This is a genomic window from Halalkalibacter nanhaiisediminis (genome assembly GCF_007830185.1).
In the GTDB taxonomy this organism is placed as follows: domain Bacteria; phylum Bacillota; class Bacilli; order Bacillales; family Bacillaceae_D; genus Halalkalibacter; species Halalkalibacter nanhaiisediminis.
This window is the reverse complement of record NZ_VLKZ01000003.1, coordinates 237,447-251,337: the sequence shown is the minus strand read 5'-3', so window position 1 is coordinate 251,337 and position 13,891 is coordinate 237,447. Positions and strand designations below refer to the sequence as shown.

At 39.3% G+C, this 13,891-nt stretch carries 14 protein-coding genes; 4 read left to right on the top strand and 10 right to left on the bottom strand.

Features of this window, described 5'->3' with window-relative positions; genetic code table 11:
• Positions 1 to 4: 4 nt before the first annotated feature.
• Both IQ10_RS06545 and IQ10_RS06540 read right to left on the bottom strand, forming a co-directional pair.
• Positions 5 to 946 (bottom strand): U32 family peptidase, encoded by a 942-nt coding sequence (locus IQ10_RS06545; RefSeq protein ID WP_144449672.1) that lies wholly within the window; start codon positions 944 to 946, stop codon positions 5 to 7.
• A gap of 115 nt (positions 947 to 1,061) precedes the next feature.
• Positions 1,062 to 2,063, bottom strand: coding sequence for a C-terminal binding protein (locus IQ10_RS06540; RefSeq protein ID WP_144449671.1), 1,002 nt, complete (start codon positions 2,061 to 2,063; stop codon positions 1,062 to 1,064).
• 373 nt (positions 2,064 to 2,436) lie between these two features.
• On the opposite strand from IQ10_RS06540, the gene IQ10_RS06535 reads away from it, so the two are divergent.
• A complete protein-coding gene (locus IQ10_RS06535; protein WP_144449670.1) occupies positions 2,437 to 3,561 on the top strand; it encodes an NADH-dependent flavin oxidoreductase in 1,125 nt (374 codons plus the stop codon).
• 136 nt (positions 3,562 to 3,697) lie between these two features.
• On the opposite strand, the gene bioB is transcribed toward IQ10_RS06535, so the two are convergent.
• From bioB to IQ10_RS06505, 6 genes are read right to left on the bottom strand one after another with little or no spacing between them, the layout of a single operon-like run.
• The gene (gene bioB, locus IQ10_RS06530; protein WP_134230366.1) at positions 3,698 to 4,705 is read right to left on the bottom strand and encodes a biotin synthase BioB; all 1,008 of its coding nucleotides are present in this window, start codon (positions 4,703 to 4,705) and stop codon (positions 3,698 to 3,700) included.
• Positions 4,706 to 4,707: 2 nt separating this feature from the next.
• Complete coding sequence (gene bioD / locus IQ10_RS06525) at positions 4,708 to 5,403, bottom strand: dethiobiotin synthase (protein ID WP_144449669.1); 696 nt, start codon at positions 5,401 to 5,403, stop codon at positions 4,708 to 4,710.
• Entirely contained in the window at positions 5,400 to 6,575 is a 1,176-nt protein-coding gene (bioF, locus tag IQ10_RS06520; RefSeq protein WP_242009772.1) for an 8-amino-7-oxononanoate synthase, read from the bottom strand. Before bioF ends, bioD begins: the two co-directional genes overlap by 4 nt.
• Positions 6,568 to 7,926 (bottom strand): adenosylmethionine--8-amino-7-oxononanoate transaminase, encoded by a 1,359-nt coding sequence (gene bioA, locus IQ10_RS06515; protein WP_144449668.1) that lies wholly within the window; start codon positions 7,924 to 7,926, stop codon positions 6,568 to 6,570. Before bioA ends, bioF begins: the two co-directional genes overlap by 8 nt.
• The gene (gene bioW / locus IQ10_RS06510) at positions 7,907 to 8,692 is read right to left on the bottom strand and encodes a 6-carboxyhexanoate--CoA ligase (RefSeq protein WP_144449667.1); all 786 of its coding nucleotides are present in this window, start codon (positions 8,690 to 8,692) and stop codon (positions 7,907 to 7,909) included. Before bioW ends, bioA begins: the two co-directional genes overlap by 20 nt.
• On the bottom strand, positions 8,679 to 9,164 hold the full coding sequence (locus IQ10_RS06505) for a hypothetical protein (protein WP_144449666.1): 486 nt from the start codon (positions 9,162 to 9,164) through the stop codon (positions 8,679 to 8,681). The genes bioW and IQ10_RS06505 overlap by 14 nt, the downstream gene beginning before the upstream one ends.
• Before the next feature lie 520 nt (positions 9,165 to 9,684).
• Between IQ10_RS06505 and IQ10_RS06500 the strand changes: the two genes are divergently transcribed.
• Entirely contained in the window at positions 9,685 to 10,491 is an 807-nt protein-coding gene (locus IQ10_RS06500; RefSeq protein WP_144449665.1) for an alpha/beta hydrolase, read from the top strand.
• Between the two features lie 91 nt (positions 10,492 to 10,582).
• On the opposite strand, the gene IQ10_RS06495 is transcribed toward IQ10_RS06500, so the two are convergent.
• Positions 10,583 to 11,005, bottom strand: a complete 423-nt coding sequence (locus IQ10_RS06495) for an organic hydroperoxide resistance protein (protein WP_144449664.1) — start codon at positions 11,003 to 11,005, stop codon at positions 10,583 to 10,585.
• A gap of 214 nt (positions 11,006 to 11,219) precedes the next feature.
• On the opposite strand from IQ10_RS06495, the gene IQ10_RS06490 reads away from it, so the two are divergent.
• Both IQ10_RS06490 and IQ10_RS06485 read left to right on the top strand, forming a co-directional pair.
• On the top strand, positions 11,220 to 12,080 hold the full coding sequence (locus tag IQ10_RS06490) for an MBL fold metallo-hydrolase (RefSeq protein ID WP_144449663.1): 861 nt from the start codon (positions 11,220 to 11,222) through the stop codon (positions 12,078 to 12,080).
• Between the two features lie 98 nt (positions 12,081 to 12,178).
• Entirely contained in the window at positions 12,179 to 12,886 is a 708-nt protein-coding gene (locus IQ10_RS06485) for a DNA alkylation repair protein (protein WP_144449662.1), read from the top strand.
• A gap of 454 nt (positions 12,887 to 13,340) precedes the next feature.
• Here the strand turns inward: IQ10_RS06485 and IQ10_RS06480 are convergent, their stop codons facing one another.
• Complete coding sequence (locus IQ10_RS06480) at positions 13,341 to 13,832, bottom strand: hypothetical protein (RefSeq protein WP_144449661.1); 492 nt, start codon at positions 13,830 to 13,832, stop codon at positions 13,341 to 13,343.
• Positions 13,833 to 13,891 lie beyond the last annotated feature (59 nt).

The window sequence follows — 13,891 nt, the reverse complement described above, 5'->3', positions numbered from 1 at the left end:
TAATTTATACGGTTACTTCTGCAACTGGCACACCTAATCCTTTTGCACCCTTTTCAGATGTTTTCAAATGCGGTGCATAACGCTTAAGTAGGTCAAGGCCAATTTTCGCGCGGCGAACTCTTTCCTTACATAGAGCAATCGAAGTGCTTTCTAAATGAGTACCAGACGGATAAATATTCGGTGAATTTCTTAGCCCAAATTTAATGTACACAGGAGCAGCAACACGAATAATTTCTGGAATGTCATAATGACGGATATAACCGCCAATATCATCTGGTGCTTCCACGTAAATATCAATTGGAATATCGATCGCTTGACGAATAGCAGCTAAACGAGCCAGCGTCAGATCAGTTGGCACATTGTACGTATCTGCCCCTGCTTCTTCAATGAGACGAATCGATACTGGGTTAGACTGGGCCATTTGCACAGAAATCTTCACTACTAGATCTTCAGGAAGTTCGCCCGCTTTTTTGAATTCATTCACCAGCCATAGCAAGCCTTCATCCGCTACTAAAATACTACGAATGCCAAACTTGCAAGCTCTCTTAATATCTTCAATCCCGTAAACAAGCTGATCCATACCTTGTGAGCGAAGACCTGCAATCTTACCAGCACTCGCATGTTGCATTGGTGTAATGTCCCATGACCCACGTGGCCCAACGAATAAGCTTACCTCTAAATTCTCACGGCGACCAATTTCAGCCATTTGCTGCAATTCATCATCTGTCAGTAACATAATGCCACTACCTTGTGAAACTCTGTGAATATCAACCTCATACTTTTCACAAGATTCAATCACCGCTTCAAATGATGCAGGTCCTTCCACGCTGGGGATCTCAACCCGGTACTGAGCCCCGTCTGGAAATGTTTTCGTTGAAGTTGGTAGATCATTGCAATCTCCTGATGGGAATCCTAATTTTTCGATAAAGTTACGTGTTTGTTCCATGGTATATCCTCCTAGTATATTCTTTTTATTGTTTTTTTCATTTCATATATTCAACAACCTCATGCTCTTGTAACAGAAAGAAGATCACTCCTTTCAAAAAGATATTCTTGCAAACTTATTGATTGTCTTTTTCTTTTAAACTCACTTTTTCTTTCACATCTCGATTAAAGAGATAAGTAGGATAGTAGCCACTTAATACATCTGCCACATTTTGAGCCGTCTTACGTTGCAGCTCTAATTGAGATTCTTCTGAATACCAGGCAGCATGAGGATTTAAAATGACGTTTTCTATTTTTAAAAATGGATGATCACTCGCAATTGGTTCATCTTCTAATACATCAAGACCAGCACCACCAATTTTCCCTGCTTCTAACGCACGAATGAGCGCTTTTTCGTCAATGACTGGACCTCGTGCCGTATTAATGATGAAAGCTTCTTTTTTCATTAAATCAAACTGTTCATCACTAATCATGCCGCGAGTCGCTTCGATCAGCGGTGCATGAACCGAAATGAAATCTGACTTCGCACACAGCTCATTAAGATCAACTAGCTCGACATTGAACTCACTCGCTACTTCAGCTGAAACAAATGGATCATAAGAAATGACGTTAATACCAAATGCTTGCGCTTTTTTCGCTAGTGTTTGTGGGATTTTACCAAAACCAACCAGACCGAGCACTCGACCAGGTAAGCGGAAGATCGGCACACTTACTTTATAGTCCCAGTTGCCATTTTTCACAGCATTGTTTAGCGTGACCACTTTACGAGCACAAGCCATAATCAAGGCAAAGGCATGATCAGACACTTCATCAAGGCAATAGTCTGTAACATTGCCAACGATCACGCCATTTTCAGTAGCTGCCTCCACATCAATCGTATTCACACCAATTCCATATCTCGATACCACTTTTAAATTCGGCAGGCTTTCAATGACTTTTCGCGAGATCGGTGCATATTGATTGATCAAAGCATCCGCATCTTTAGCCACTTCAATGACATCTTCTTCAGTACGACATTGCGCTCGAATGATTTCGACATCGAGTGACCCAAGCGCAGCTTCCTCTTGCTCTAAAGTAGAGAACTCATAATCTGTAATGACAACTTTATATGTACTCATTTCGTAACCTCTCCTCAATTTCGTGATAGCGTTTTAACAAAGAATGAAATGATCAATTTATTAGTTTTATATTATAAAACTTAGTTTCGATTAATAAACAGATTAACTTTTTGAATTTTTTACTTATAGTTGACCGTTTATTTTGTTTTATATTATAAAATTAAGTTTTTAAAATATCGGAAAAAAATATGTAGATAACTTATAATTCATATATTAATTGAAAACCCTTACAAAAGTCAATATTAAACAATTAAAATTCTGACAACTAAAAATGTATATTACTTACAAAAGATAAGCAACTTCTTTGACTTTATTAACTATTATCTCTAATATGATCTTTGTACGATTATACACTTGAAAGGAGTTCATATACATGAATCCAAATTATAAAGAACTATTTGAACCACTTACATTCCGTTCTGGTGTTACATTGAAAAACCGAGTGCTAATGGCCCCAATGACGAATTTTTCATCAAATGAAGATGGCTCTGTCTCAGACGCTGAATTAGCTTATTACCAAGAACGTGCTGGCGGTGTTGGTGCTGTTGTAACAGCTTGTGTCTATGTGACAAAAGACGGAAAAGGATTCCCAGGTGAATTTGGTGCTGATGACGATTCTCTTATTCCAAGTTTAACTCGTCTAGCTAGCGCCATTAAAGAAAAAGGTGCTAAAGCCATTTTGCAAATTTTCCATGGTGGACGTATGTCTCCTCCAGATCAATTACCAGATGGTCAAACCATCAGTGCGAGTGCTGTTGCGGCTGAACGCCCAGATGCACAAGTGCCAAGAGAAATGACTGAAGATGATATTACACGTGTGATTACTGCATTTGGTGATGCGACAAGACGTGCGATTGAAGCTGGTTTTGATGGCGTCGAAATTCATGGTGCAAACACATATCTCATTCAGCAATTCTTCTCTCCACATTCAAACCGCAGAACAGATAAATGGGGCGGTACGCTTGAAAAACGTTTAAGCTTCCCTACTGCTATCGTTGAAGAAGTATTCAAAAACGTCAAAGCTCATACAACTGAGCCATTTATCGTTGGCTATCGCTTCTCTCCAGAAGAAGGCGAAAATCCTGGTATTACATTTGAAGATACACTTGCTCTTGCTGACAAACTCGCGACTTATCCATTAGATTATCTTCATGTGTCGGTTCAAAACTTCTGGAGCGGTTCAATTCGTGACAAAGAAGATACAACTTCACGTGTGGTTCGCATCCAAGAGCATATTGGCGATCAAATTCCTGTCATTGGTGTCGGTTCATTGCATACACCTGATGATGTGGTAAAAGCAATGCAAACTGGCGTGCCATTGATTGCAATTGGCCGTGAGCTAATTATGGAACCAAAATGGGTTGAAAAAGTCCAAGAAGGCAAGGAAGATACGATTCCTACAACGCTTTCTAAGCAAGATCAAGAAAAGCTTGTTGTTCCAACGCCATTATGGCAAGCAATCATCAACACTCCAGGCTGGTTCCCAGTCGAAGATTAATTTTTTTCAAGTCCAATTCGTGCTTACACTGCGAATTGGACTTTTTTAAGGTGGACGATAAATGTGATGATTCAGATAATAAATTAAAAAATAAGCGCTTCTATGAATATAGAAACGCTCAATAAGGCTACAATGACTATTTATTTAACGCAAGCTGTTCTTTCATTTCTTCTACACTCTCAACCTCAAAGCCAAGATCGACTAGCATTTTGTGATCTTCTGTTTCTTCTTGACCAATTGTCGTTAAGTAGTCACCAACGAAAATTGAATTTGCCGCATAAAGCCCTAGTGGCTGGAGGGAACCAAGATTTACTTCACGACCACCTGAAATACGAATTTCCTTTGTTGGGTTGATGAAACGGAATAAGGCTAATACTTTTAAGCAATAAAGCGGATTAAGCTCATCTACCCCTTCTAGTGGCGTCCCCTTAATCGCATGTAAAAAGTTAACTGGAATCGAATCAGCATCAAGTGCTTTTAAGCTGTTTGCGATATCAACAACATCCTGTCTTGTTTCCTTCATTCCAACAATAACTCCTGAGCACGGTGAAAGACCAGATTCCTTTGCGACTTCAACTGTATTAACACGGTCATCATACGTATGTGATGTTGTGATGTTATCATGGTTGCGCGCAGAAGTATTTAAATTATGGTTGTAACGATCGACCCCAGCTTCTTTTAAACGAACGGCTTGCTCAGGCTTTAAAATCCCAAGACAGGCACAGATTTTTAATCCATACGTATCTTTGATTTCTTTAACTGCATCAACGACTTGATCCACCTCTTTATTGGAAGGACCACGACCACTTGCAACAATACAATACGTTCCTACATTTAATTCAGCTGCACGTCTTGCTCCTTCAAGCAATGAGTCCTTATTCACCATTCGATATGAGTCGATTTCTGCGTTTGAAATAGAAGATTGTGAACAGTAACCACAGTTTTCAGGACAAAGACCTGATTTGGCATTCATGATCATGTTTAATTTTACTTTCTTACCATAATAGCGCTTTCTTATTTGAAAAGCGGCGTGCATTAATAAAAGAACATCATCATCTGGGCAATCTAAAATGGATAATGCCTCTTCGTTCGTAAGCTCTTTCCCGTCTAATACTTGATCTGCAAGTTCCATCCATTGATTCATGTTCATACCCCCAATTTAGTAGTAAAAGCATTCATCTTTACGTGTTCTTTAACCATTTGTTTGATGTTTTCAGGTGTTAATTCTTCTAGCGTTGGCGTGATCCCTAATATAGGCACCTGACACATTTCTTCAATCATGCTTGGATTCGTTTTTTCGGCAAGATCTGGTGAATCACCCATGCCATTAATGACAATTCCAGCTACTTCTAGACCCATTTGTTTGGCATATTGAACGGTTAAAAATGTATGATTAATCGTTCCTAAATTCGGTCTAGCGACAATAACAAGTGGAAGCTCGAGTGCTGATATTAAATGACTCACAAGAAAATCAGGCCCGAGAGGAACCGAAACTCCTCCTGCACCTTCCACGATAAAAAAGTCATGCTTCTCGCGAATGATATTCCAATGGCGTAATACATCTGCCAGTTGCACATTTCTCCCTTCTTGCAAACCAGCAACATACGGGGCAAGAGGTTCGGCAAACTGAAATGGTGTTATCTCTTCATGACTTAAAGGTGTCTTAGACAATTGCTTTAATAATGACGTGTCGCTTTCAGGGTCTTCACGTGCCATCCCGCTTAACATCGGCTTAAACACCCCAACATCAATTCCTTTTTCTTTTAACACAGCTGCCATCCCACTAGAAATAATCGTTTTTCCTACTCCAGTATCTGTTCCAGTGACAAACACACCATTCATTCAATCACCCTCAATTCTTTTCCAATAGATCGAAACGTTGCTAGTAAATAATCAACATTCTGTGCTGTATGGTCCGATGTCACAGTCAATCGAATCCGGCTTTCTCCAGTTGGTACTGTTGGTGGACGAATTGCTGGCGCATAGATTCCTTTGTCCTGGAGACGTTTGGCAAATTCCATCGAGACATTGGCATCACCAATGATCACTGGAATAATCGGTGTTTGATCACCTTTTATGATGTAACCCATATCATCTAAACTCGATTTGATGCGCTCCACGTTTGCTAGCAATGATTGACGCGCTCTATTATTTTCTTCAATAATGTCCAAAGCGGCGCACGAAGCAGCACAAATAGAAGGTGGGATCGCTGTTTGAAAGATAAAGGATCTTGCAAAGTTTAAAAGAAAATCGATTAATACCTTCGAACCTGCAACAAAGCCCCCTTCAGTTCCAACAGCTTTGCTTAATGTCCCAATCACCACATCAGGCTGAACTCCAAAATATTCACTCGTACCTCGCCCGTATTCACCGAGCACCCCTGTCGCATGGGCATCATCGACAATGACAAAAGCATCATAATGTCTAGCAAGCTCCATTATTTCGTTTAATGGTGCAATATTGCCATCCATGCTAAAGACACCATCTGTGACGATAAAACGTCGCTGAAACGTTTGCGTTTCTTGTAATGTTGTTTCAAGGTCTTCCATATCAACATGCCGATAAATCATCGTCTTTGCTTTTGACAGGCGACAACCATCAATAATGCTCGCATGATTCAGTTGATCACTTAGGATAACGTCATCTTTTTCAGGTAAGGATGACAGCACGCCTACATTGGCTAGATAGCCACTCGAGAAAAGCAGAGCCGCTTCTGTTTGCTTAAAACGAGCAATGCGATCTTCTAATCTCTCATGCCATGTCGTATTCCCAGTGGTCAGCCTCGACCCACTACTACCAACGCCAAATTCTTTTAAAGTAGACTCGGCAGCAGCAATTAACCTTTGATCATTAGCAAGACCTAAATAATTATTCGAAGAGAAAACCAACTTTTGTTCACCATTAACTTGCATTAATGGCCCAGATGCTGAGTTCATCGTTCTTAAAGACCTATGTAATCCTAGATCTTTCTGATGGATTAACCGTTGATTTAACCATTCATCTAGTTCAAACAAGTGCTGTTGCCACCTCGCTTGTGATGATCTCAATCGCCTCTTTCATCATCGCAACCATTTCTTTCAGTTCTTCATTTGAACTGACGAGTGGCGGCATAAAGACGATGACATCCCCCATTGGTCTTGTCAGCATTCCTAGTTCTCTCATTTTTAATGCAACATGATAGCCTACCCTTTTTTCTGATGGGAATGGTTCTTTCGTTTCCTTAGACTGAACAAGCTCAATCCCACACATAAACCCAAGCTGACGAATATCACCTACATGTGGAAGCTGTTTGAATTCAGCAAGCAATGATTGTAGCTCTTTGGCTTTTTTGCCGACTTCCTTGACGATGTTTTCTGCTTCAAATAGACGCAAGTTTTCAATCGCCACTGCACAGCCAAGTTGATTTCCAGTATAGGAATGCCCATGGAAAAATGTTTTCAACGTTTGATAGTCATCATAAAACGCCTCGTATATCTCCTCTGTCGTAAACGTCACAGCAATTGGTAAATAACCTCCTGTAATTCCCTTACCTGCAGCCATTAAATCTGGTTGTACATTCTCATACTCACAGGCAAACATTTTTCCCGTACGGCCAAAACCAGTTGCGACTTCATCAACTATCATTAAGACATCGTACTTTGTACAAAGCTCTCTCACGCCTGATAGGAATCCTTCTGGCATCACAATCATTCCTGCCGCTCCTTGAACCATGGACTCAATCGATAGGGCAGCCATTTCATGATGGTTTTCCATTAAAAGTTGTTCAAGAATATGTAAACATTCGTCGCGGCACTTTGCTGGGTCTTCACTTTCAGAGCGATAAACATAAGGAATCGGCGCCTTAAAGCTATCAAACATCAATGCCCCGTATACGTGATGAAAAAGATCAATTGAGCCAACACTAACAGCACCAATCGTGTCTCCGTGGTAGCCATTTTTCATCGAAATAAACTTTTGTTTCTCTGGTTTGCCGATATTCTTCCAATATTGAAACGCCATTTTTAAGGCTATCTCCATCGCCTCTGCTCCGCTATCCGAATAAAACACTCTCGTTAGCTTCTCAGGACTTATTTCAACAAGTTTCTCTGCAAGCTCTGTCGCTGGAACATTCGTCATGCCAAGCAGAGTTGAGTGAGCAATTTTATCAAGCTGCTTTTTAATCGCTTCATCTAATTCCTTTTTGCGATGACCATGAACATTTAACCATACAGAAGAAAAGCCATCGTAATATTCTTTGCCGTGAATATCCTTCACTTTAATCCCTTCGCCACTTTCAATGATTAAAGGATTTTCATCATAGTCCTTCATTTGCGTAAACGGTAGCCATAGATGCTTTTTGCTTTTTTCAATTAATTCGTTTGTCATCCGTTTCCCTCCAGTGAACAAAAATTGGTTGTTTTTCTAGATAGTAAATATATGAAGATACATCGGTTAAGCCGTCAACAAAAAAAATCCGACAGCCATTCTCATCGCCATATTCTTTTAACTTTGTAATCCGTTGATAGCCAAGCTCCTTACTTGCGACATAGCCAGTTATATAATCAGGGTCATCTGACCAACATAATTCAGCAACGGTTGCAGGGTGTTGACTCACCTTCGTTGCAAGAACGAGTGCCTCTTTTACACGAAGATTCGCGCTCATTTGTTGGCTGTTGGCCCATGCCTCGAAGTTAGCATGTTTCCAATCCATTCTCGAAACACGTACACCCTTCGCTCCTCTATTATCGATCCGTTCTCCTGTACTAATATCAAAGAAAATCGCTCCTCTATTACCCGAATATTCAGGAATTTGAGCATATGCTTTTTCAATCTCTGACCTTGGAACACCAGCTTGCTCTAATAAGCCCTTAGCAACGATTTGCCCCCTTTCAACGCTTCCGACTTCATTTGTTTGCACAAACAGCGGCTCTATTTGTTGGATCGGTTCGTTGATTGCTTCGAACTGAATTTGCATGAAGTCTGGATTGCCTTTGGAATGATTAAGCGCTTTTTCTAACAACGTATGAACAGCATGTTTCATATCTTGATAGGTAGAGAGCATTTCTCCACCTGAAATATGTTTTCCCCCTTGTTCATGTGCCCCGTTTTTGGCTGCACGCATTCTCACGCTGAAAATCTTATCCTCGTGCATAGTGTCTACCCTCCAACCTCGAAACTTGCTTAAGCATCTTCGTTAACGGAATAACCGCAATCATCGTAAAAATCATGCCAGGTAGTGCCGCAAGAAGAAGGGGCCACACCTCGACTTGAAGAGTTGTCGCCAAGCCGTAACGAGCAGCCATTGTACCAAGCGGTCCTGCTGCAATCAACACAGGTGCAGATGGTCCAAATAATGCAACAAACCCACCCGCAACAATTCTGTAAATCATTGATATTTCAACATTTAAAATCGTATGTAATCCCATGAAAAATAAAATCGAACTTGAAATCATTCCTGCTAGTATGTAGCGCCAAAATCCAAATACAGCCACGATCGCAATGGCTATTGGCGCAGAAAGTTGAAACTCAGCACCTGGAATGAATGAAGGTATTTTAATCATGCCAGTTACCGCAATTAAACTAGCTAACAACGAAATCTTCGTCATCTCATGAACGTTCAACATTAAGTTCACCTCTTTAATGTAAACTATAAAATGAATATCAGTTAACAATTTAATAGTAAAATCGTTAACTATAATTGTCAATATGGTTAACAATAATTTATCAAAAAAACAAGCACCACTGTAACTCTTTTCATTTTAGGCTCTCTTGGACTTGAGTTTGAACAATCCATTTCTTATACACTATTTCTTTTAAGCGTTCTTCTATTATGAGTAGTTGCATTGAGTTATCTTTTTATGTTGAACCTAGCAGACGTAACATGCATTTGATTGGCATCGTTTTCTTTCTAGTCTTTCAATGGTTTTACAATTATTCAATACACAGGTACAAGATCCTTTTCAGATGAACGTGCAAGAAAGTGATTCAAAAGATCTGCCCTACATCAGATCAATGAATCACTTTTTTGCTGCGCAGAAAAAAATCTTATAATTCCTACCTGTTTACTCAAATTTATGATTGTTTTCTGTTCATCGATCCTTTATACTCTTATATAACAATAAAATTTCGTGAGGAGATAAGAAAATGAATACAACTCCTAGTGCCGTTCGTTTTTACTCAAATCGTTTATCTGGTGTCGTGCATTACCCTGAAAATCATGATCAAAAGCATCCTGCAATCATTTTTGTTCATGGCTTTGTTGGCAGTAAAGTCGGTGATCATCGTTTGTTTGTCAAAGCAGCGAATTATTTTACAAAACTAAATTACGTTAGTTTTCGCTTTGATTTTAAAGGTTGCGGTGAAAGTGATGGAGACTATCAAGACGTCACATTAACTGAACAAATCAAAGAGCTCCAAGCTGCCATCGAATATGTATCACAATTGGACGAGGTCGATCCTGAGCAAATCATCCTTATCGGACATAGCCTTGGCGGTGCTGTCACAGCACTTACATCAAGTCTTGAAAAGCAGATTAAACATATCGTGCTTTGGTCTCCCGTTGCTAGACCGTACCAAGAAATTTCAGCCATAACAGGAGCTAAAGCTGTTGAAACGGCTAAACAAGAAGGTGTATATGATCATAAGGGTTTCTTGCTTAGCCATACATTTTTCACTGATTTAAAAGCTCATCAACCTCTTGAAGCAATTTCATCTTATTCTGGTACAGCCTTGATCATCCATGCAGAAAAAGATGAGGCCGTTCCAAAAGAAAATGCTGCTACCTATAAGAATGCCATTACTGCATCCTACAAAGACCAGCTAGTGGATGTCGCCTATGTGAACGGAGCAGATCATACATTTTCAGCCACGCATTGGGAGCAAGAGCTATTTGCATCTACAAGTGAATGGTTAAAACGCGCCTTGGCTCATATACCTGAAAAAGTGAGCTAATGACACCAAAAAAGCATCAAAGCAGATAAACTCGCTTTGATGCTTTTTTCATATGTTTAGTTTAGTTTGCGCTAATCATCTATTTCGTATTTTATTGTGCTTTTACATTCAAATCAACATCAATATTGCCACGAGTTGCTTTTGAATATGGACATACTTGATGCGCTTTTTGAACAAGTTCTTCGGCTTCAGCTTGAGAAACGCCCTTTACAGAAATGTTAAGAACTACGCCAATTTTATAACCATTATCCTCTGGGTCCGTCATCAAGCTTACTTCGGCATTGATTTCTGAATCAATATCCTTCTTTTCCTTTGATGCGACTAAGTTTAATGCTCCGTCAAAGCAAGCTGCATAGCCTGCTGCAAAGAGTTGCTCTGGGTTCGTTCCTTCTGTGGAAGACTCTTTCCCTGTTGGCATTACGAGCTTATGATCTAGTACCCCGTTATCAGATGTCACATGACCATTTCTTCCACCTACTGCTTTTGCTTGTGCGGTAAATTTAACGTCTGCCATATTCAGAACACTCCTTTTTATTTTCGAGATTAGATTTACTCTAAGACTATTCACTTTTCCACTGATTTTTAAACCTCTTTTTATCATATCTAGTTAAAAACTGGAAAACATTAATGAAAAATCGCTTTTTCATTAACGGACCGTACATATATCTGTTAATTGGTTACACACTAAGATGAATTTGAATGTGTTAAATAGATTGGAGGATTTTATCATGGAACAAGAAATGGAATATAGCAAAGAGTATCGATATATACCAATGACAACGTTGACGGATGGTGTAGGTCAAATGGTTGCACAAGACCTTTTCTGTTTACCTATTCAAGTTGTCAATGTTTGCGTAGTAGGTAATCCCTCAGTCGAAAACGAATGGGTATTAGTTGATGCAGGAATGCCAAAATCAGCTGATCATATACTTGATGGTTTAACCAAATATTTCGGTGCTGTCCATCCTCCTAAAGGAATTGTTCTTACACATGGACATTTTGATCATGTCGGAGCAGTGATTGAATTAGCAGAAAAATGGGATGTCCCTGTTTACGCCCATCAATTAGAATTACCCTACCTCACAGGTCAAAAAAGCTATCCTGAACCAGATACAAGTGTTGAAGGTGGCTTAATGGCCAAATTATCTTTTATTTTCCCAAACGAGCCGATCAACCTTGGTGACAGAGTGAAAGCACTCCCTAACGATCACCGTATCCCAATCATGCCTGGCTGGAGATGGATTCATACGCCTGGCCATACCCCTGGCCATATTTCTTTTATCCGCACTGAGGATCATGCCATGATTGTCGGAGATGCTTTTATAACTGTGAAGCAAGAATCGCTTTATAAAGTGCTCACACAGGAACAAGAGATCAGTGGACCACCTAGATATTTTACAACCGATTGGGAGGCAGCATGGCAGTCTGTCAACATTCTTAAAGACCTTGAGCCTTCCTTAGCGATTACAGGTCATGGACTACCGATGTTCGGTGAGGATTTACGATCAAATTTAGAAAAGCTCGTTAATGACTTTGATCAAATCGCCATTCCTGATTATGGTCGTTATGTTGATAAGCACCTTCATTAATAGTTAACGATCAAAAGCTGTCATTCCTTCCCTACCGATAAAAGTCTCGAAATAGGCTAAATGATATGAGATACTATATCAAAAAAGTAGGTGAGGTTATGAACTTAACTGAATTGATGAACGAACTAGAATCACTCGGATCAGAGCAAACACGAAAAACCTTTATTCGACATGGTGCGAAGGAACCTTTTTTCGGGGTAAAGATTGGTGATTTAAAAAAATTTGTGAAACATGTGAAGAAGGATCAGGAACTAGCTTTGGCTTTATATGAAACAGGCAATCATGATGCAATGTATTTAGCTGGTCTTGCTGTAGATCCAAAGAAACTATCAAAAGAAATGTTACAAAAATGGGTGGAAGATGCCTATTGGTATATGCTTTCAGAATATACGGTGGCAGGTGTAGCAGCTGAAAGTCCTTTTGCGCTTGAGTTAGCACGTGAATGGATTTCATCTGATAATGAAATGATTGCAACAGCGGGTTGGGGCACGTATGCCAATTACGTCACGATTACGGAAGATGACAAATTAGATTTAAATGAAATACGTAGCTATCTTGATCATATTCGTCATCACATTCATGATTCACCTAATCGTGTTCGGTACGATATGAACCAATTTGTCATTGCTGTTGGTTCATATGTTGACATACTATATGATGAGGCTAAAAGTGTAGCAGAAGCAGTTGGAAAGGTCCACGTTGACGTCGGACAAACAGCGTGTAAGGTTCCCCTCGCTACTGACTATATCGAAAAAGTCATTCAAAGACGAAAGCCAGGTACAAAAAAGAAAACAAGTCGTTGCTAGTGACTTTTGATCATGTGAAAGAACCTGACTTTATCATTCAGATAAAGGTCAGGTTCTTTTTTAACATTAGATTCGGGGAAGCGGTTTGTAAATCTGGAAATTATAGTGGCGCAACTTGCGGTACACTACAGACGAGAAACTTCAGTATAGATATTGAAGGTTCAACTTTCTTTAATCTTAGGGCGGCTAGTACATTTATGTGGACTGGTGATAGTGGAGGCACAGTTTATGCAGACACCGTTTTAAAAGGTGTTGCAATGGGCTTCAATGCTAATTACCCAATGTATTACTCACATGTTGGAAATGTTAATAGAGTTCTAGGCCTAACACCAATTTTTAAATAATATAAAAAAAATATGTAATATAGATATGCTCCCTTCACGTGAACAGATACTAAAAAAATCTGCGCTTTTTGAAGGGAGCATATTACTGTTAAGCAGTCTTTTTTCGATTACTAATTCTGATCATCAACATTAATTGTTATGCTGTAATCATTTTGCATCCTTCCTACTTCAATTGACCATGTGTTGGTTACATCATCATAAATAATCGATTTAATGACAGGAGCCTGAAATTGGTCGTTGTTCTCTATTTCTTTTAAAGCTTTTTGTATTGCCTTATCATAAGTCAAAGCTGAATTACTATAATTATTTTCATTTATCATTTCAAATCTATCTAGTTCTGCCTTTGCTGGGCTTGAACCAAGAGCTTGATTATTTTTATACCAAACCCTAACATACTGACCAAGCTCAATGGTTATAGGTTCTGTGGATGATAGCCAAACTCCCATGTTATCTCCACTAATATTATTTGTAATTAATATGCTATTTCCCTCTGTTTTGACGGCATAACCTTCAAAATCCCCTCCATTAAAAAAATCAGTGGGGTTATCTAATTTCTCAGTATCATAATTTTTTAATAGAACTAAACTTAAACATAGCACCATAATAAACGATATTAAGAAAAAGATTATTCTTTTAATTTTAATTCCCCCTTCAAGTTATC

Excerpts from the sequence above, each read along its gene's own strand:
- IQ10_RS06545 (WP_144449672.1), bottom strand. The coding sequence starts at position 946 with ATGGAACAAACACGTAACTTTATCGAAAAATTAGGATTCCCATCAGGA.
- IQ10_RS06540 (WP_144449671.1), bottom strand. The coding sequence starts at position 2,063 with ATGAGTACATATAAAGTTGTCATTACAGATTATGAGTTCTCTACTTTA.
- IQ10_RS06535 (WP_144449670.1), top strand. The coding sequence starts at position 2,437 with ATGAATCCAAATTATAAAGAACTATTTGAACCACTTACATTCCGTTCT.
- bioB (WP_134230366.1), bottom strand. The coding sequence starts at position 4,705 with ATGAATCAATGGATGGAACTTGCAGATCAAGTATTAGACGGGAAAGAG.
- bioD (WP_144449669.1), bottom strand. The coding sequence starts at position 5,403 with ATGAATGGTGTGTTTGTCACTGGAACAGATACTGGAGTAGGAAAAACG.
- bioA (WP_144449668.1), bottom strand. The coding sequence starts at position 7,926 with ATGACAAACGAATTAATTGAAAAAAGCAAAAAGCATCTATGGCTACCG.
- bioW (WP_144449667.1), bottom strand. The coding sequence starts at position 8,692 with ATGCACGAGGATAAGATTTTCAGCGTGAGAATGCGTGCAGCCAAAAAC.
- IQ10_RS06505 (WP_144449666.1), bottom strand. The coding sequence starts at position 9,164 with ATGTTGAACGTTCATGAGATGACGAAGATTTCGTTGTTAGCTAGTTTA.
- IQ10_RS06500 (WP_144449665.1), top strand. The coding sequence starts at position 9,685 with ATGAATACAACTCCTAGTGCCGTTCGTTTTTACTCAAATCGTTTATCT.
- IQ10_RS06495 (WP_144449664.1), bottom strand. The coding sequence starts at position 11,005 with ATGGCAGACGTTAAATTTACCGCACAAGCAAAAGCAGTAGGTGGAAGA.
- IQ10_RS06490 (WP_144449663.1), top strand. The coding sequence starts at position 11,220 with ATGGAACAAGAAATGGAATATAGCAAAGAGTATCGATATATACCAATG.
- IQ10_RS06485 (WP_144449662.1), top strand. The coding sequence starts at position 12,179 with ATGAACTTAACTGAATTGATGAACGAACTAGAATCACTCGGATCAGAG.
- IQ10_RS06480 (WP_144449661.1), bottom strand. The coding sequence starts at position 13,832 with ATGGTGCTATGTTTAAGTTTAGTTCTATTAAAAAATTATGATACTGAG.